Consider the following 17288-nt stretch of genomic DNA (forward strand, 5'->3'; position numbering starts at 1 on the left):
TATTGAGAACATCAGTTACAGCAGGTTAATTTTTAGAAATTTCAAAATAGACGCGATCATAATTAAAACCCTTGATTAAAACAAGGTTATTCACAGTCTCATGCTCGAATAAACCCTATTTAATGAATTATTAATTTAGGTTAGCTCGAGTATGAAGCCGCTGGTTATGATAACGCATATAAAAAAACAATATACTGACCAAGATCAACCTCACTAAGAGGAAACAGAATTCTGCATTAGCTGTTGTTGAACTCACTCACATTACTTGCCCCCCAATTGTAGCAAAAAATTTCATCAATTAACTGATGGATTTAAGCTAATTTTGCTAAATCTTGAAGTTTTTTTACTGTAATACGCACTAATTATTAACAGCGGTTAAATATCGAACGAAAAAAGGTAGGTTTTTGTACTTCAGCTATCAAAAGCTTAAAACCCGAGAAATGAATGTAAAGCTATTGTTGTTTAAAAGCATAAATAATGGAACCCCCTCTCGATCTGCTAAAAACTGACGTCTGAAAGCTGACAGCTCCAAAAACAAAAAACCCAGCCGAAGCTGGGTTTTTGGTATTCTGATAAACGTAAATATTAACGTTTTGAGAATTGTGGACGCTTACGTGCTTTCTTAAGACCCACTTTCTTACGCTCAACTTTACGTGCATCACGTGTAACGAAACCTGCTTTACGAAGTGTAGGACGTAGAGACTCGTCAAACTCCATAAGTGCACGAGTGATACCGTGACGGATAGCACCAGCTTGACCAGTTGTACCACCACCTGAAACAGTGATGTGTAGGTCAAACTTTTCAGTCATTTCTACGTGCTCTAGTGCTTGACGAACAACCATGCGAGCAGTCTCACGACCGAAGTACTCTTCTAGAGAGCGCTTGTTGATTACGATGTTACCAGTGCCTGGGCGTAAGAATACGCGAGCACTTGAACTTTTACGACGACCTGTACCGTAGTATTGATTTGCCATGATAGTGCTCCTTAAATGTCTAGAACCTGAGGCTGTTGTGCAGCATGGTTGTGCTCAGTACCTGAGTAAACTTTAAGTTTACGGTACATTGCGCGGCCTAAAGGACCACGTGGCAACATGCCTTTAACAGCTTTTTCGATGATCATTTCAGGCTTTGCAGCTTGAAGCTTGTCGAAAGTAGTAGACTTAAGACCACCTGGGAAACCAGTGTGTGCGTGGTACATTTTGTCTTTTGCTTTATTACCAGTAACAGTAACTTTCTCAGCGTTGATAACGATGATGTAATCACCAGTATCTACGTGAGGAGTGTATTCAGCTTTATGCTTACCGCGTAGGCGACGAGCGATTTCAGTAGCGATGCGACCTAAAGTTTTACCTTCAGCGTCAACTACGTACCAGTCACGTTTTACTGTTTCTGGCTTAGCAACAAACGTTTTCATTTATTAAAATCCAATGTTTTTTAATTAAAACCACAGGTAATTATTATTAATTACCGCTCTAAGTTGAATGCTTTAACCCCTTCGAGTTTAAGACTTTGAGCCATCAATTAGAGGCTAAACTAATATCTGGCAATAGAACGCAACGTGGCAGACGCGGGAGTATACCAGCACTTGAACCACATTGCTATATGATGGTTGTTTTTTATTCGAGAAAATCGGCTATCAGCTAAGTGCGCGCGAAATAAATTTCACGCCTACATCAATCGTAGGCGTCACGCTTGCTTGGCGCGCCTTACATTCAACACCGTTCGGCTGAAAGCTGACAGCTCTACTACGCTAAATGCTCTTTTGCTAAGTATTCTAACGATTGCATTTCTTGTAGTCGGCTAATACAGCGCTTAAATTCAAAATTTAAGTTACCTTCGCTATATAGCTCGGTTATTGGCTTTTCAGCAGAGATAATCAGCGTAACATGACGCTCGTAGAATTCATCCACTAACGCGATAAAACGACGTGCGGCATCATCATTGGCTTGCCCAAGAGCTTTTACGTTCGACAAAATCACCGTGTTATAAAGTCGGCTTATTTCCATGTAATCAACTTGGCTGCGGGCTGTTTCACATAGTTCACTAAACTCAAACATAGCAATACAGTCAGACACTTTACGGGTTTTGATCATCCGCCCTTCAATTTCAATTTCTTTATCGAGCACACCCGGCTCAGGTGACAACTTATCGAAGTATTCAAATAAATTATCATCAGCTTGCTTATCAAGCGGACTATGGAAAATTTCGGCTTGCTCAAGGGTACGTAAGCGATAATCAACCCCCGAGTCTACATTAACAATTTCGGTGTTGGCTTTTACCAACTCAATTGCTGGTAAGAAACGTGCACGTTGCAAACCGTTTCGATACAGCTCATCAGGCACGATGTTTGACGTAGCTACCAGCACAATGCCGCACTCAAATAAGGCTTCCATCAAACCACCTAGCAGCATTGCATCAGTGATATCTTGCACAAAAAATTCATCAAAACAGATAATATCTGTTTCTGATTTAAAGATATCTGCAACCACATTTAATGGATTACTGGTATTTTTTAACTTTTTCAGCTCATCATGCACGCGATGCATAAAACGGTGAAAGTGCACACGCATCTTACGATCAGTAGGTAAAGCTTCGTAGAACGTATCAACTAAATAGGTCTTACCTCTACCTACTCCGCCCCAAAAATACAGCCCTTTTATACTTGGCGTGCTATCTTTAGAGAATAGTTTGGCAAACCACCCCTTCGCGGCCGGTTTGTCTGCCGTTAGGTCATCATAGAGTCTTTGCAAATGGCGCACTGCATTTTCTTGCGCTGCATCATGAACAAAGTCTTCACGTTGTAAATCTTGTTGGTATTTCTGCCAAGGAGTCATAGGTCGTTACAATAAAACACAGTTAAATTTGCACAGTATATTAACACGCATCGTATCTCAGGGTATATTAGCCCGCAGTATGATTTCACAATCAAATTAAGCATATTTTAATAATGATTGGACTATAAATGCTTTTAAAGCATTTGTTTTTGTTATTTTTTCCCAAAGGGGTAGATTTATGGGCACAATTACCTGGATAGGTATTCTAATCATCGTTGCAATTTCAGCATTCTTCATTGGTGCTTTTGTAACCAAAAAACAATTTAAGCAAGACGAACTAGAACAACAAGTCGAGCAAGCTAACAATGCACTTGAACAATATCGTCAAGATGTAGCTGATCATCTAGCGAGCACAGGTAAGCTAGTATCTAAAATGAAAGATAACTACGACCAGCTACTGAACCATGTAGAAGAAACAAATAAACTGCTACTTGCTGATAAAAAACAGCACCCAAATGAGCCGTTCTTTTCTAAAGAAACAACTGAGCAATTACAAAACTCATTACAAGACCGCAGAGGCGATCGTTCAAGTGCTGAAGCTCAGCCTGCTGACTATGTTGTTGGTGAAACGGGCTTGTTCACTGGCTCAGAGAAAGTTTCAGAACATTCTAAAGCCTCTTGATGAACTTTTTTTTGACCCCATAGTCATTAGATATAACAGCTTTATATCTAAACCAAGAAAAGGGCTGCTTAAGCAGCCCTTTTTAGTTTTTGCTTTATCTCTGAAGTGGAGTAAACCCAGACTATGAAAATGAAATTATCTGTTATCAGTGCTGCTATTTTATCTTCTAGCTTATTATTAAGCCCTGCAATTTCAATGGCAAAACTTCCTGTTGCTGTAAATGGTCAACAATTGCCAACCCTCGCGCCTATGCTTGAACAGATCACACCGGGTGTGGTGAGTATTCAAGTGTCAGGCTCTAAAGAAGTTCGCCGCCGTGCGACTCCTTTTGATGACTTTTTTGGTGTTCCTCGTGGTGGCAGTCAAAAGCGTGAATTTAGTGGCCTAGGCTCAGGTGTGATCATTGATGCAGACGAAGGGTACGTGGTTACTAATAACCATGTTATCGAAGATGCCGAAAAAATGGTGGTGACCTTAGAAGATGGCCGCGAATATGACGCGACCAAAATTGGTAGTGATAAAGAGTCAGATATTGCCTTGCTGCAAATTGATGCTGAAGACTTAACAGCGCTTAAAATTGCCGATTCAGATCAATTACGTGTAGGAGACTTCGCAGTTGCCATTGGTAATCCATTTGGTCTAAGTCACACTGTAACATCAGGTATCGTCAGTGCCCTTGGCCGTAGCGGTTTAAATATAGAGGGCTATGAAGACTTTATTCAAACCGATGCAGCTATCAATCAAGGCAACTCAGGCGGCGCTTTAGTGAACCTTAATGGTGAACTGATTGGTATCAACACCGCTATCTTAGGTGCATCAGGTGGTAATGTGGGGATTGGTTTTGCCATTCCATCTACCATGATGAAAAACCTTGTTGACCAGATCATCGAACACGGTGAAGTGCGTCGTGGCTCGCTGGGTATTTCAGGTCGACCACTTGATGCAGGCCTCGCTAAAGCACAACAGCTAGACGTAAAACAAGGCGCTTACGTTATGCAAGTAATGGATGATACAGCAGCAAGTAAAGCGGGTATCAAAGCGGGTGATGTAATCATTAGCGTTGATGGTACTGAAATTAGTGGTTTCCATGAATTACGCAGTAAAATTGCTACCCTTGGCGAAGGCAAAAAAGTAAAACTGGGCATTTACCGAGATGGCAAAATCAAAACCGTTAATGTCACATTAGATGGTGCATCAGCAACGACTGCTGCTGGCGAAGAAACGCACCCAGCTTTCCAAGGAGCGACATTAGAAAATACCCAGAAGAGTGATGGTAAGGGTGTTGAAGTAACCGGCGTACAAGCGCGTTCTCCAGCTGCTCGTGTCGGCCTTGAAGAAGGTGATGTGATCATGCAAGTGAACCGTCAACGCGTTGAAACAATCCGCGACATGAATAAGATCATCGAAAATACCAAAGGTAACATCGTACTAGGTGTTAAACGAGGTAGGGAGCTTATTTTCGTACTTATTCAGTAAACCTAGTTGATAAATCATGAAAAAATAACAGCGGTGCTTGCCGCTGTTATTTTTTTTGTGCCATCATTAAGGGATTGCTCACTGATAATAAGAATACTGTGCTGAAACTTTTAAAATTTATCCTTCCACCGCTTTTCACTGGTTTAGGCATTGCCTTTTTAGTGGTTTTATTTAGCCCAAGCCTTCGTAGCACACTGTTACCAGATATGAATTTACCTGCAGCGATATCCTCTGAACATATGAGCTTTGCTGATGCAGTACAAAAAGCAGCGCCGTCGGTTGTTACTATTTTTTCAGAAAGCATTTCCAATCAACCGCGCTATAAACGTCAAAACACCGTTCAAGCTCTTGGCTCTGGTGTGATCATGACCCAAGACGGCTATATCTTGACTAACTACCATGTAATCAAAAATGCCGACCTCATTATTGTTACGCTCGCTGATGGCCGTCGTTTTTATGATGTACAAGTGATTGGTTTTGATACTCAAACAGATTTAGCACTGTTAAAGATCAGCGCTGAGCATTTGCCAAAAATTCCAGTGAACGATAAATTTAAACCACGTGTAGGTGATGTTGTTTTAGCGATAGGTAACCCGCTTAACTTAGGTCAAACCATTACCCAAGGTATTATCAGTGCGACGGGTAAACAAAACTTAATCGATAGCCCTTACAGCAGCCTATTACAGATGGATGCTGCGATTAACGTGGGCAACTCAGGTGGCGCGTTAGTCAATTCAAGAGGTGACTTAGTCGGTATTACCTCGGCACAATTTAAAACTCATGAAAATCTCGATATTCAGGGTATTTTCTTTGCGGTGCCTTACTCGATTGCCAAAGATGTGATGGATAAACTAATAAAGCATGGCCGTGTCGTACGTGGCTATTTAGGCTTTAGTGGCACCGGCATTGATAGTACAGGTAAAGATGTTAGCGATAACTTTACGCCTGTTGCAGGTATGCGTATTTCTCAACTTGATCCATTTGGCCCAGCCTGGAAAGCAGGTATTAGAGAAACAGATATTGTAGTTAAAATTGGCGGTATTTCAGTAGCAAACCCACAACAAGTACTCGAGAAACTGGCCAATACAGAGCCAGGAAAAGAACTTGAGTTTGAAGTATATCGCAATGGCAAAATCTTAAAAGTAATGGTGACTGTTGCAGAACTCGAAGACGAGCAGTAGTTACTTAGGTAATACAGATACAAAAAAGGCCTAACAAGTGTTAGGCCTTTTTTGGAAGTCTTAGCGATTAGCTTGAACGGCGCTTGATATTAGCACCTAGCGCACTCAGCTTATCTTCAATGCGTTGATAACCACGGTCTACGTGATAGATGCGGTCAACAATAGTCTCACCTTGAGCAACGATCCCTGTCAAAATAAGGCTCGCTGAAGCACGTAAATCAGTTGCCATCACTTGCGCGCCTGATAGGCTTTCTGTATCCCCACAAATTGCCGTATTACCTTCTAAGCGAATGTTTGCGCCCATACGCTGTAACTCTGGTACGTGCATAAAACGGTTTTCAAAAATCGTTTCTGTGATGGTTGCACTGCCTTTAGCTACCACATTTAAAGCTGTAAACTGCGCTTGCATATCGGTAGGGAAACCCGGGTGTGGCATAGTCTTAATATTAACTGCTTTTAATTCGCGGCCACGCATATCAAGATAAATGCTGTTATCAGTGACTTCAACCAAGGCATTGGTAGCGCGTAGTTTTTCAATCACAGGATCAAGACTATGGTGGTCGGTATTTTTACAAAGCACTTCACCGCCAGCCATTGCCGCCGCAACCAAGAAGGTACCTGTTTCAATGCGATCAGGAAGAATGCTGTACTCACAACCCGATAGTGACTCAACCCCTTCAATTTCGATACGGCTAGTGCCTGCACCGCTGATCTTCGCACCCATCGCAATTAAGCAATTAGCAAGATCGGTAATTTCAGGTTCGCGAGCGGCATTTTCAAGTACAGTTTTACCATCAGCCAGCGTTGCTGCCATTAGTAAGTTTTCTGTTGCGCCAACACTGACCATCTCCATAAAGATTTCAGCACCTTTTAAGCGACCATCAACCTTAGCGTTGATGTAACCATTTTCAACCTTGATGATAGCGCCCATGCGCTCGAGGCCTTGAATATGGATATCAACTGGGCGGGCACCAATCGCACAACCACCTGGCAGTGATACTTGCGCTTGGCCAAAACGGGCAACTAAAGGGCCTAATGCAAGCACAGAGGCACGCATTTGCTTTACCAGCTCGTACGGTGCAAGCGTTTTATCAACCGTCGCACCATCAATGATTAGTTTGTCTTGCTGCCATTCGACATTTGCACCCAGCGTTTTTAACAAGGCTTCTGTGGTGCCGATATCGCGTAAACGAGGAACATTACTAAAGGTACTTTTGCCCTGCCCTAAAAGCGCAGCAAAAAGAATTGGAAGAGCGGCATTTTTAGCGCCAGAAATAGTGACTTCACCTGCCAGCGAGGTGCCACCTTGAATAACAAATTGATCCATTAGGAGGCCCTGCGACTATTGAGGTAAAATAAATTTTTGTTCGCGTTTCCATTCAGTCGGTGTGAACGCTTTGATAGATACAGCGTGGATTGTACCGTCTGAGATTGTTGACATTAACGGAGCATAAACCAACTGTTGCTTCTTCACGCGAGATAAACCATCAAAACACTCACCAACAGCAATCACTTCGTAGTGGCTACCATTTGCTTTAACAATCACTTCATCTAGTTTTAATTCGTCGCGTAATAACGTTTCGACTTGGCTCGTTTCCATAAATCTCACTCAAATAAGTTTGTGACCTGACCCAACTGCATTAAGTTTTGCAATTGCTCAGGGCTATTTTGCAGTTCAAGGTGAATGCCTTGCTGCTTTAATTCTGCGAAAGAGTGAATTAACCAAGCTAAGCCCGCCGTGTCAACCCTAGAAAGCCCAGAAAGGTCAAAATACCATGTTTTATGCTTAGTATCTGGCTTAACGTTCAGAAGCCGTTCACGACCAATTGAATTTCGAGTCAGTTCGCCACTGACTCGAAACTGGTTCTCTTCAAGTTGAGTAATCTCGACTTTACTCATTGCCACCTTCACCTCTGAACTGAACTGGCAACTGGCTCTTCTGCTCCAATAAATCACTCACATATTCTATACCTTGTTGGCGTAAAATACCTTGTAATTCACTTTGTTTAGCATCTAATAAGCTAATACCTTCCGCAATCATGTCATAGGCTCGCCAATCACCATCACGATCCTCGCGTACCTTAAAATCGATTTTAATATCTGGCTTACCCGGCTCAACAATTTTTGTTTTCACTACTACGACATCTTGGCCTTTGAAAGGCTGCGCAGGTGCGAACTCAACGCTTTGATTAGTGTACTGTGTAAACACGCCAGCGTAAGTGGCGATTAAATATTTTTGAAATACATCAATAAAGCGCTGCAACTCTTTAATTGCTTTCGCTTTTTCTTCTTTATCTTCGATAGCGCGCACCTTTGATACATGATTACCTAATACGCGCAGTGCAGCATATTTGTAGTCTATGTAAGGCATCAGCTCTTCTTCAACGATAACGCGTAAATGCTCTTTATCTTTCGCAATTAGAGGCTGATCTTTAGAAATACGCGCAAACGTATGATCAGATACTTTACGCACCATTTTATAAGGATCTTTTAAATCAATATTTGCATCAGCTGCATTGACATTTAACGTCAACAGCATGCCCAAACATACTAAAAACTTCTTAAACATAATTATTCACTTCCTTGGTTGAATAAGAACTGACCTATCAATTCTTCTAAAACTAATGCTGATTTTGTGTCGGTAATGTAGTCACCATTGGCAAGAGCCTTACTTTCAACACCAAACAGCTCATCTAAGCCAGCATCTTGTTCATTAACAGTCACTTCATTGCCCATACAACGCTGCTCAGCAGATTCTGGGGCAATAACAGGGTTAATACCTAAATACTGTTCACCTAAAATACCTGACGTTAAAATAGAGATTGAGGTTGTGTCTGAAAACTTACATAAGTAATTAGCATCAATCGCCATATTAACCACCGGCACAAACTCTTTTGGATGGATAAAAATAGATTCAACTCGACCAACAACCACACCACCTACTTTGATAGGCGCTCTTGCTTTTAAAGAACCAATATTCTCAAACTTTGCGTTAAGTTGGTAAGTTTCACCACTCCCACTAATGCCAGCATTCGCAACTTTAAATGCTAATAATGCAAATGCAGCTATACCAAGGGCTACAAAAAAGCCAACTAATATTTCTAATTTCCGTGAATTCATCTTAATACCCTAATTAGCTGGTAAACATTACCGCTGTTAAAATAAAGTCAAAACCTAATACTGCCAATGACGAGTGCACAACGGTTTCTGTTGTGGCCTTACTGATCCCCTCAGATGTAGGAACACAGTCATAGCCTTTGTAAAGTGCAATCCAAGTCACAATCATGGCGAATACAAAACTCTTAATCATGCCGTTCACAATATCTTGTTGAAACGACACTTGCGCTTGCATGATTGACCAGAAGCTTCCTGAGTCAACACCAAGCCAATCAACCCCCACTAAATGAGCGCCAATAATAGCAACCGCAGAAAATATTAGTGCAAGCAATGGCATACTGATAAAACCAGCCCAAAAGCGCGGTGCAATAATGCGTTTAAGTGGATCGATCGCCATCATTTCTAAACTTGATAATTGTTCAGTCGCTTTCATTAACCCAATTTCAGCAGTAAGCGCACTACCCGCGCGACCAGCAAACAGTAATGCTGTTACTACAGGGCCTAACTCACGTAATAAGCTCAATGCCACTAAGGGTCCTAAGCTATCTTCAGCACCATAGCCTACTAATACGGTGTAACCTTGCAGAGCGAGCACCATACCGATAAATAGGCCTGACACCATGATGATCAAAAGAGATTGCGAGCCCACCATATATAATTGGCGAACAAGTAAAGGTGTGCCTTTTTTAAAGTTTGGCACATTAACGAGTGCACCAAACAGCATTTGAGTAGAACGACCAAGCGCGGCAAAGCGCCCTAGCGTTTTGTGACCTAACTTCTGGAATAGATCAAGCATTATGCACTCCTAGTAATTCATCATCATACACAGGAGCTGGGAAATGGAATGGCACAGGGCCATCCGATAAACCATTTAAGAACTGTTGCACAAGCTCAGATTCATGGTTTTGCATTTGCTCAGGTGACCCTTCGCCTATCACTCCTTGATCAGCAATGATGATCACGTGGTCGGCAATACTCATAACTTCTGTTACATCATGAGTTACGATCAGTGATGATAAACCTAAAACCTCATTCAATGACTTAATAAGTTTAACAAGCACACCCATGGAAATAGGATCTTGACCAGCAAAAGGCTCATCATACATGATAAGTTCTGGATCAAGGGCAATTGAACGCGCTAAAGCAGCACGACGAGCCATACCACCCGAAAGCTCAGACGGCATTAAATCTTGTGCACCACGCAGACCAACAGCTTGTAATTTCATTAAAACAACAAGGCGGATTAAATCTTCGCTAAGCTGAGTATGTTCGCGCAAAGGAAAGGCGATATTGTCAAACACTGACATATCGGTAAATAAAGCGCCGCTTTGAAACAGCATGCTCATTTTGGTACGGGCGGCGTAAAGTTCCTTGCGAGTCATGCTAGGAATGCTTTTGCCTTCAAATAAAATGTCACCAGAGTCAGGCTTCAGCTGACCGCCAATTAAGCGTAACATGGTGGTTTTACCAATGCCGCTCGGTCCCATGATAGCGGTAATCTTGCCTTTCGGAATGTTAAAACTCATATTTTTATATATGATTCTATCGCCCCGTGAAAAGGTTACATCCTTGATTTCTACTATTGATTGCGACAAGTCGCTCTCCATAACGTTTTTCACTAGTTTTGCCATTTTAAGGGTTTTTTAGTCAAGATGGAAAAAACAAATCGTAAAATTTTGTAATATTTTCTATCAATAAATTCTAAAGCTAGCTGTAAAGAGCTTAACGACACCTGAAATTTAGTTTCCTTACCAAGCACGCTTTATGCTTGCCAGCCCATTCTTTTACTTATACTTTCAGGCTCGCTTTTGTTACTATTTGCAGTCATCTGTATAAGTAATGTTGGCGTATCACAATGGTGACTTCTTTTGTCATTTTAATTATTGGCTTTGCTGCACTCGTCTGGAGTGCTGATCGGTTTGTTTATGGGGCGGCTGCACTGGCAAAAAATATGGGGATCCCCACCCTAATCATTGGTTTAACCGTTGTTGCTATGGGCTCATCAGCCCCTGAAATGATGGTATCTGCATCAGCGGCACTTGCCGGTAAAACAGATACTGCGGTAGGTAATGCGGTCGGCTCTAACATTACTAACATCTTACTTGTACTTGGTGTCACAGCTTTACTGCGCCCTCTTTCAGTATCTTCAATGACACTCAAACGCGAAATGCCGCTGGTACTGTTAATCTCAGTAGCCGCTTGGTATGTGTTCTCAGATAACTATTTTTCGTTCGCTGAAGGCATTGCATTGATGATTGCCTTTGCGGTGTTCATTGGTGGCTTAGTTATTGTGTCTCTGCGTGCTAAAAACCAAGATGACCCATTTGTCAGCGAAGCGTGTGAAGACGTTCCGAACGATGTCAGTACCAAATCAGCCATATTCTGGTTAATCATCGGTATGATTTTATTACCAGTCAGTTCACACTTTTTAGTTGAATCAGCCGTTGATATCGCAAAATATTTTGGTCTATCTGACCTTGTTATCGGCTTAACCATAATTGCTATTGGTACCAGCTTACCAGAGCTAGCGGCTTGTATTGCAGGGGTTTTAAAAAACGAAGACGACTTAGCACTTGGTAATATCGTTGGCTCAAATATTTTCAATTTACTCGCCGTATTACCTCTTGCGGGTATTATCAACCCTTCAATTATTGACCCTTCTGCGGCAAACCGCGATGCACTTATCATGATTGCAGCAACCGTTGTATTGATTGCCATGTCATTGAACTTTAAAGGTGCTCGTCGTATCAATAGAGTAGAAGGTGGCTTACTGTTAGTCGCATTTATTGCATATCAGGGCTATATTTTCAGCCAAGTAGGATAATTAATGACACAACCTAGCTTTATCGCGCAGGGTAAGCGCGTACTCGAAATTGAAGCACAAGCTTTACAAGAAATTGAGCAATATATAAATCAAGATTTCGATAATGCTTGCCAATTAATGTTCCAATGTACAGGTCGTATTATTGTGATTGGTATGGGCAAGTCTGGCCATGTAGGTAATAAAATTGCTGCAACCCTTGCAAGTACTGGCACTCCGGCATTTTTTGTTCATCCTGGCGAAGCTAGCCACGGTGATTTAGGAATGATCACCCGCGACGATGTGGTGATGTGTATTTCAAATTCAGGTGAGACCAGCGAAGTACTCAGTATTATCCCTGTTATTAAGCGCATTGGCGCAAAAATGATTTCATTAACAGGCAACCCAGACTCAACAATGGCAAAACTGTCTGATGTTCATGTGTGCATCAAAGTTAGCCAAGAAGCGTGTCCGTTAGGCCTTGCCCCAACGGCAAGCACCACTGCAACCTTGGTTATGGGCGATGCAATGGCGGTTGCGCTACTAGAAACCCGAGGTTTCACTGCCGACGATTTTGCACTTTCGCACCCTGGTGGCAGCTTAGGTAAACGTTTATTACTTACATTAGATGATGTGATGCACGCAGGCGACGCAACGCCAATCGTTAGCGAAACCCAAAGCATCAAAGATGCATTGATTGAAATGTCAGCCAAGGGCCTTGGTATGACCGCAGTGATTAGTGCAGATGAAAAGTTAGCCGGGTTATTCACTGATGGTGACTTACGCCGTATTTTAGAACAGCGCATCGATATCCATAACACGGCAATTAGCCAAGTGATGACCCGTTCATGCACAACGGCTCGCCCTGACATGCTTGCGGCTGAAGCTTTAAATATTATGGAGCATAAACGTATTAATGGTTTAATTGTGGTGGATCAAAGCAACACACCAATTGGTGCCCTTAATATGCAAGACTTATTAAAAGCAGGAGTTCTCTAAGCAATGACATTCGCCGAACTATACCAGCCCCTGAGCCCTGATGTGAGTCAGCGTGCTCAAAAAATAAAACTATTAATCTGTGATATTGATGGTGTTTTTTCTGATGGTCGAATTTATTTGGGTAATAATGGCGAAGAGCTTAAAGCATTCAATACTAAAGATGGTTTTGGTATTAAAGCACTCATTAATAGTGGCTTTGAAGTGGCAGTGATTACTGGCCGCCATTCACAAATAGTTCAGCAGCGAATGACTAGCCTAACAGTTCAGCACATTTATCAGGGACAAGAAGATAAGCTGATTGCTTATCAAGAGTTAAAGGATAAACTGGGGCTGACAGATGAACAGATTGCCTATATTGGTGATGATGGTCCAGACTTACCAGTTATGGAAAAAGTTGGCTTTGCTGTCGCAGTAAACGATGCACACCCGCTTATCAAGAAGCTGGCTCATTACACCACATTATTACCGGGTGGCTTTGGAGCCGTGCGAGAATTAACTGATTTACTGATGTTAGAAAACGGCAAGCCGTTAACTAGCGATGGAACCAGCGCATGAATATAGCCCGTATTTTACTGAGTATTGTTTTTGTCTGTTGCATGGTGTGGTTATGGTACCCGTACTTTAACCAGTCAACTGATACAATAACTAGTGAAGACGAGATCATCGCAACACCTGATTACACTGCCGTTGCTCTAAAGCAAACAGCTTATGACGAGCAAGGTAAAATTAGTCATAAAGTGGCAGCTGCAAAAATGGAGTTGTATCAACAATTAGGGTTTACCTTTTTTGAACAACCTATTTTTACTATTTATAGCGATCAGCAAGTTTGGCAAGTAAGAGCCAAAGAAGCTACTTTATACGAAAATGATCAGCTGATTTTTGAAGGGGATGTAGTTGCTAAAAACTTAACCCATAACGGTATGATCGAAGACATAAAAGCAGAAAATATTAATGTCGACATTGATAAAATGACGATGTTTTCAAAGCAACCTGTAACACTAACAGGACCGAATTTAAAAATTACCGGTAAAGGCTTAAAAGCCGATTTAAAAGCCGAAATTGTTGAGTTAACTAACCATACACGAACCATATACTATGACCAATAAACTGAAGAAATTACTCCTGATCCCAAGCTTATTGATTGCCTTTTCGGGCGCAGCTGCCGAGCAAACAGGCGCTCAAATTAGCATTAGCTCAGATCGCCAAGTCGGTAAACTAAAAGATGGCGTTGGCATATTCGAAGGTAACGTAGAGATCGTGCATGGTGATCGTCGCATTACAGCAGAGCGACTTGAGGCACATGGCGGTGACACCGAAGGTACAGTCGAATTAATTATCGCTACAGGCAAACCAGCTTACTTCGAAGAAAAGCAAGCTGATGGTACCGTGATGAGCGCCAGCGCCGAAGAAGTTCGTTATGATGTTGCGAAACGCTTCTTAACACTCAATGGCGAAGCTGAAGTCACTCAAGCGGGTCAAAAAGTAACGGCAAAAAGCATTACCTATGATATGGCTCAACAGCTGATCAGCGCAGAAAAAGACGAAAACTCAACAGATCGTGTACACACTATTTTAGTGCCTGTAGAAAATAAAAAAGACGATAAAGGCCAACCATGAGCACATTAAAAGCAGAGCTTTTAGCTAAAAGCTACAAAGGCCGCCAAGTGGTTAAAAATGTCGGTCTTGAAGTTGAAGCGGGCAGTATTGTTGGCTTGTTAGGGCCAAATGGTGCAGGTAAAACAACGACCTTCTATATGATTGTAGGCCTCGTACCAAGCGACAAAGGAAAAATAAGCATCGATGATAACGATATCACGCTTTTGCCAATGCACAGCCGTGCGCGCTTAGGTATTGGTTATCTACCACAAGAGTCGTCTATTTTTCGAAAATTAACAGTTTACCAAAACTTGATGGCCATATTAGAGACCCGCAAAGATCTTAACAAAACAACGCGCGAAGAGACGCTTAACAACTTATTAGATGAATTTAGCATTCAACATATTCGCGATAGCCAAGGTATGGCACTGTCAGGTGGTGAACGACGCCGCGTTGAAATTGCACGTGCATTAGCCGCTAATCCTAAATTTATCCTTTTAGATGAGCCTTTTGCTGGTGTTGATCCTATTTCGGTGTTAGATATAAAGAAAATTATTGAGCACCTAAAAAATCGTGGTATTGGTGTACTTATTACTGACCATAATGTTCGAGAAACCCTTGATGTTTGTGAAAAAGCCTACATTGTTTCTCATGGGGAGCTAATTGCATCAGGGACACCTGAGCACGTATTAGCTGACCAAACTGTACGTGATGTTTATCTAGGCGAGCAATTCAGGCTGTAACCATTACGCCACCGACTAGAGCATCTGCTAGACTTATACAATGACAAAAAATCGATAACAGTGTCTTCACCGTTACCGATAACTTAAAAAGGATTGTTAGGGATACATGAGGCAATCATTACAGCTGCGCATGGGCCAGCAACTTACAATGACTCCACAACTGCAACAAGCCATTCGCTTGTTGCAGCTCAGTACATTGGATCTCCAGCAAGAAATTCAAGAAGCGCTTGATAGTAATCCTCTGCTTGAAGTGGAAGAAGCGGATTACAACGAAGAAAGCATCGGTAAGAATGAGCAAAAAGCGGAGTCTGACGATGTACAAGTCAGCGCGTCTGCCGACGAAGCACCTAGCGAATTCGAGCAAGAAAGCAGTGATGCTCTGAGTAAGGATACGGTTAGCGATGACTTAGCTATGGATGTTACGTGGGATGAGTACATGAGTGCCGCCCCATCAACATCGTCTGGGCCAATGCCTGAAGACGAGTCTATTTACCAAGGTGCTTCAACAGAAACACTGCAAGAATATTTAATGTGGCAACTACAGCTCACACCATTTAGTCCTACCGATGAAGCGATTGCCGTTGCCATCGTTGAAGCTATCGATGACTCAGGTATTTTAACGGTTAGCTGCGAAGATATTGTCGAAAGCTTTAATCAAAATAATGATGAAGAAGAAATCGAACTCGATGAAGTTGAAGCTGTCTTAAAAAGAATACAGTTATTCGATCCAGTTGGTATCGGCGCGCGAAGTTTACAAGAGTGCCTGTGTATACAACTTCGTCAATTCGATGCCAATACGCCATATTTAGCTGAAACTAAAATGGTTTTATCTGAGCATATCGAATTATTAGCAAGTCGCGACTATCGCACTTTAATGAAAAAGACTAAGCTTAAAGAAAACGAGCTTAAAGAAGTGATGACGCTCATTCACAGCTTAAATCCTAAGCCTGCGGATAGCATAGTACGCGAAGAATCTGAGTACGTCATACCCGATGTATCAGTGAAAAAAGTGAAAGGCCGCTGGGTAGTCGAGTTAAACCCAGATTGTATGCCAAAAATTAGAGTGAATAGCCAATATGCAGCGATGTCTCGCTCTGTTAAATCAAGTAGCGACAGCCAATTTATTCGTTCTCACTTACAAGAAGCAAAGTGGTTTATTAAGAGCTTAGAAAGCCGTAACGATACTTTACTAAAAGTGACCAACTGTATCGTGCAACAACAGCAAGCTTTCTTTGAACATGGCCCAGAAGCAATGAAGCCAATGGTGCTAAACGATGTCGCTGAAATGGTCGAAATGCATGAATCGACGATTTCTCGGGTTACAACACAAAAATATATGCATACCCCAAGGGGAATTTTTGAGTTGAAATATTTCTTCTCAAGCCATGTCAGCACCGAAAATGGTGGTGAGTGTTCTTCTACAGCAATTCGCGCTTTAATCAAGAAGTTAGTTGCTGCAGAAAACTCGGTTAAACCATTGAGTGATAGCAAAATTGCAGATATATTGGCTGAGCAAGGAATTAAAGTAGCTAGACGTACAATTGCAAAATATCGTGAGTCTCTAGCAATACCTCCGTCTAATCAGCGTAAAAGTCTGATTTAGACGTTTTACATAGAAGGAAAATGCTTATGCAACTAAATTTAACTGGTCGTCACGTAGAAGTCACTGATTCATTAAGAGACTATGTAAACACTAAGTTCGCAAAACTAGAAAGGCATTTTGATCATATTAATAATGTTCATGTCATTTTAGATGTAGAAAAATTAAGCCAAAAAGCAGAAGCAACTTTACATGTAAACGGAGGCGAGCTGTTCGCTTCTACAGAACATCAAGATATGTACGCAGCAATTGACTCATTGATCGATAAACTTGATCGCCAAGTCATTAAGCATAAAGAGAAATTAGCTCGACATTAAAT

21 protein-coding genes are annotated in these 17288 nt (G+C 41.8%); 11 read left to right on the plus strand and 10 right to left on the minus strand.

The genetic code is table 11. The features are described from left to right. Positions 1–585 precede the first annotated feature (585 nt). From rpsI to zapE, 3 genes are all read right to left on the minus strand, one after another. The gene (rpsI, locus tag CWC02_RS03515; protein WP_095209788.1) at positions 586–978 is read right to left on the minus strand and encodes a 30S ribosomal protein S9; all 393 of its coding nucleotides are present in this window, start codon (positions 976–978) and stop codon (positions 586–588) included. Between the two features lie 8 nt (positions 979–986). Then, positions 987–1415 (minus strand): 50S ribosomal protein L13, encoded by a 429-nt coding sequence (rplM, locus tag CWC02_RS03520; RefSeq protein WP_054554177.1) that lies wholly within the window; start codon positions 1413–1415, stop codon positions 987–989. Positions 1416–1746: 331 nt separating this feature from the next. Then, a complete protein-coding gene (gene zapE / locus CWC02_RS03525) occupies positions 1747–2835 on the minus strand; it encodes a cell division protein ZapE (protein WP_138616430.1) in 1089 nt (362 codons plus the stop codon). A 178-nt stretch (positions 2836–3013) separates the two neighbouring features. On the opposite strand from zapE, the gene CWC02_RS03530 reads away from it, so the two are divergent. The 3 genes from CWC02_RS03530 to CWC02_RS03540 all read left to right on the plus strand — a co-directional run bounded on the left by CWC02_RS03530 (position 3014) and on the right by CWC02_RS03540 (position 6114). Continuing rightward, positions 3014–3457: a Z-ring associated ZapG family protein gene (locus CWC02_RS03530; protein ID WP_055020791.1), complete on the plus strand. Its 444-nt coding sequence runs from the start codon at positions 3014–3016 to the stop codon at positions 3455–3457. Positions 3458–3580: 123 nt separating this feature from the next. Then, positions 3581–4933: a Do family serine endopeptidase gene (locus CWC02_RS03535; RefSeq protein WP_138602010.1), complete on the plus strand. Its 1353-nt coding sequence runs from the start codon at positions 3581–3583 to the stop codon at positions 4931–4933. 98 nt (positions 4934–5031) lie between these two features. Then, complete coding sequence (locus tag CWC02_RS03540; protein WP_138602008.1) at positions 5032–6114, plus strand: trypsin-like peptidase domain-containing protein; 1083 nt, start codon at positions 5032–5034, stop codon at positions 6112–6114. A 67-nt stretch (positions 6115–6181) separates the two neighbouring features. Here the strand turns inward: CWC02_RS03540 and murA are convergent, their stop codons facing one another. Genes murA through CWC02_RS03575 form a run of 7 tightly spaced genes read right to left on the minus strand, consistent with a single transcriptional unit; the run spans position 6182 to position 10838 of the window. Then, positions 6182–7441, minus strand: coding sequence for a UDP-N-acetylglucosamine 1-carboxyvinyltransferase (gene murA, locus CWC02_RS03545; RefSeq protein ID WP_138602006.1), 1260 nt, complete (start codon positions 7439–7441; stop codon positions 6182–6184). Positions 7442–7456: 15 nt separating this feature from the next. Next, positions 7457–7714 carry a BolA family protein gene (locus CWC02_RS03550; protein ID WP_054554171.1) on the minus strand — a complete coding sequence of 86 codons (258 nt, stop codon included), beginning with the start codon at positions 7712–7714 and terminating at the stop codon, positions 7457–7459. Between the two features lie 5 nt (positions 7715–7719). Next, positions 7720–8013: an STAS domain-containing protein gene (locus CWC02_RS03555; RefSeq protein ID WP_054554170.1), complete on the minus strand. Its 294-nt coding sequence runs from the start codon at positions 8011–8013 to the stop codon at positions 7720–7722. After that, positions 8006–8653 (minus strand): MlaC/ttg2D family ABC transporter substrate-binding protein, encoded by a 648-nt coding sequence (locus CWC02_RS03560; protein ID WP_371352324.1) that lies wholly within the window; start codon positions 8651–8653, stop codon positions 8006–8008. The genes CWC02_RS03555 and CWC02_RS03560 overlap by 8 nt, the downstream gene beginning before the upstream one ends. Positions 8654–8685: 32 nt before the next feature. Next, positions 8686–9234 (minus strand): outer membrane lipid asymmetry maintenance protein MlaD, encoded by a 549-nt coding sequence (gene mlaD, locus CWC02_RS03565; RefSeq protein WP_054554168.1) that lies wholly within the window; start codon positions 9232–9234, stop codon positions 8686–8688. Between the two features lie 13 nt (positions 9235–9247). Then, the gene (gene mlaE / locus CWC02_RS03570) at positions 9248–10027 is read right to left on the minus strand and encodes a lipid asymmetry maintenance ABC transporter permease subunit MlaE (protein ID WP_054554167.1); all 780 of its coding nucleotides are present in this window, start codon (positions 10025–10027) and stop codon (positions 9248–9250) included. Further along, positions 10020–10838: an ATP-binding cassette domain-containing protein gene (locus tag CWC02_RS03575; protein WP_138616448.1), complete on the minus strand. Its 819-nt coding sequence runs from the start codon at positions 10836–10838 to the stop codon at positions 10020–10022. Before CWC02_RS03575 ends, mlaE begins: the two co-directional genes overlap by 8 nt. 248 nt (positions 10839–11086) lie before the next feature. Between CWC02_RS03575 and CWC02_RS03580 the strand changes: the two genes are divergently transcribed. The 8 genes from CWC02_RS03580 (at position 11087) to hpf (ending at position 17286) form a co-directional block, all read left to right on the plus strand. Then, positions 11087–12055, plus strand: a complete 969-nt coding sequence (locus CWC02_RS03580) for a calcium/sodium antiporter (protein ID WP_138616432.1) — start codon at positions 11087–11089, stop codon at positions 12053–12055. Positions 12056–12058: 3 nt separating this feature from the next. Beyond that, positions 12059–13030, plus strand: coding sequence for a KpsF/GutQ family sugar-phosphate isomerase (locus CWC02_RS03585; protein ID WP_138616433.1), 972 nt, complete (start codon positions 12059–12061; stop codon positions 13028–13030). A gap of 3 nt (positions 13031–13033) precedes the next feature. Continuing rightward, positions 13034–13585 (plus strand): 3-deoxy-manno-octulosonate-8-phosphatase KdsC, encoded by a 552-nt coding sequence (gene kdsC, locus CWC02_RS03590; protein ID WP_138602001.1) that lies wholly within the window; start codon positions 13034–13036, stop codon positions 13583–13585. Further along, complete coding sequence (gene lptC / locus CWC02_RS03595; protein WP_054554162.1) at positions 13582–14136, plus strand: LPS export ABC transporter periplasmic protein LptC; 555 nt, start codon at positions 13582–13584, stop codon at positions 14134–14136. The genes kdsC and lptC overlap by 4 nt, the downstream gene beginning before the upstream one ends. Then, on the plus strand, positions 14126–14647 hold the full coding sequence (lptA, locus tag CWC02_RS03600; protein WP_054554161.1) for a lipopolysaccharide transport periplasmic protein LptA: 522 nt from the start codon (positions 14126–14128) through the stop codon (positions 14645–14647). The genes lptC and lptA overlap by 11 nt, the downstream gene beginning before the upstream one ends. Continuing rightward, positions 14644–15369: an LPS export ABC transporter ATP-binding protein gene (lptB, locus tag CWC02_RS03605; RefSeq protein ID WP_054554160.1), complete on the plus strand. Its 726-nt coding sequence runs from the start codon at positions 14644–14646 to the stop codon at positions 15367–15369. Before lptA ends, lptB begins: the two co-directional genes overlap by 4 nt. Positions 15370–15475: 106 nt before the next feature. Next, on the plus strand, positions 15476–16972 hold the full coding sequence (locus CWC02_RS03610; protein WP_054554159.1) for an RNA polymerase factor sigma-54: 1497 nt from the start codon (positions 15476–15478) through the stop codon (positions 16970–16972). 26 nt (positions 16973–16998) lie between these two features. Beyond that, a complete protein-coding gene (gene hpf, locus CWC02_RS03615) occupies positions 16999–17286 on the plus strand; it encodes a ribosome hibernation promoting factor (protein WP_054554158.1) in 288 nt (95 codons plus the stop codon). The last annotated feature ends 2 nt before the right edge of the window (positions 17287–17288 follow it).

It is taken from the genome of Pseudoalteromonas sp. S2721 (assembly GCF_005887425.1).
Taxonomy (GTDB): domain Bacteria; phylum Pseudomonadota; class Gammaproteobacteria; order Enterobacterales; family Alteromonadaceae; genus Pseudoalteromonas; species Pseudoalteromonas simplex.

What these genes read in the sequence shown, in the direction of transcription:
- rplM (WP_054554177.1), bottom strand. Translation starts at nt 1,415, where the DNA reads ATGAAAACGTTTGTTGCTAAGCCAGAAACAGTAAAACGTGACTGGTAC.
- zapE (WP_138616430.1), bottom strand. Translation starts at nt 2,835, where the DNA reads ATGACTCCTTGGCAGAAATACCAACAAGATTTACAACGTGAAGACTTT.
- CWC02_RS03530 (WP_055020791.1), top strand. Translation starts at nt 3,014, where the DNA reads ATGGGCACAATTACCTGGATAGGTATTCTAATCATCGTTGCAATTTCA.
- CWC02_RS03535 (WP_138602010.1), top strand. Translation starts at nt 3,581, where the DNA reads ATGAAAATGAAATTATCTGTTATCAGTGCTGCTATTTTATCTTCTAGC.
- murA (WP_138602006.1), bottom strand. Translation starts at nt 7,441, where the DNA reads ATGGATCAATTTGTTATTCAAGGTGGCACCTCGCTGGCAGGTGAAGTC.
- CWC02_RS03550 (WP_054554171.1), bottom strand. Translation starts at nt 7,714, where the DNA reads ATGGAAACGAGCCAAGTCGAAACGTTATTACGCGACGAATTAAAACTA.
- CWC02_RS03555 (WP_054554170.1), bottom strand. Translation starts at nt 8,013, where the DNA reads ATGAGTAAAGTCGAGATTACTCAACTTGAAGAGAACCAGTTTCGAGTC.
- CWC02_RS03560 (WP_371352324.1), bottom strand. Translation starts at nt 8,653, where the DNA reads ATGCTGTTGACGTTAAATGTCAATGCAGCTGATGCAAATATTGATTTA.
- mlaD (WP_054554168.1), bottom strand. Translation starts at nt 9,234, where the DNA reads ATGAATTCACGGAAATTAGAAATATTAGTTGGCTTTTTTGTAGCCCTT.
- mlaE (WP_054554167.1), bottom strand. Translation starts at nt 10,027, where the DNA reads ATGCTTGATCTATTCCAGAAGTTAGGTCACAAAACGCTAGGGCGCTTT.
- CWC02_RS03575 (WP_138616448.1), bottom strand. Translation starts at nt 10,838, where the DNA reads ATGGAGAGCGACTTGTCGCAATCAATAGTAGAAATCAAGGATGTAACC.
- CWC02_RS03580 (WP_138616432.1), top strand. Translation starts at nt 11,087, where the DNA reads ATGGTGACTTCTTTTGTCATTTTAATTATTGGCTTTGCTGCACTCGTC.
- CWC02_RS03585 (WP_138616433.1), top strand. Translation starts at nt 12,059, where the DNA reads ATGACACAACCTAGCTTTATCGCGCAGGGTAAGCGCGTACTCGAAATT.
- kdsC (WP_138602001.1), top strand. Translation starts at nt 13,034, where the DNA reads ATGACATTCGCCGAACTATACCAGCCCCTGAGCCCTGATGTGAGTCAG.
- lptC (WP_054554162.1), top strand. Translation starts at nt 13,582, where the DNA reads ATGAATATAGCCCGTATTTTACTGAGTATTGTTTTTGTCTGTTGCATG.
- lptA (WP_054554161.1), top strand. Translation starts at nt 14,126, where the DNA reads ATGACCAATAAACTGAAGAAATTACTCCTGATCCCAAGCTTATTGATT.
- lptB (WP_054554160.1), top strand. Translation starts at nt 14,644, where the DNA reads ATGAGCACATTAAAAGCAGAGCTTTTAGCTAAAAGCTACAAAGGCCGC.
- CWC02_RS03610 (WP_054554159.1), top strand. Translation starts at nt 15,476, where the DNA reads ATGAGGCAATCATTACAGCTGCGCATGGGCCAGCAACTTACAATGACT.
- hpf (WP_054554158.1), top strand. Translation starts at nt 16,999, where the DNA reads ATGCAACTAAATTTAACTGGTCGTCACGTAGAAGTCACTGATTCATTA.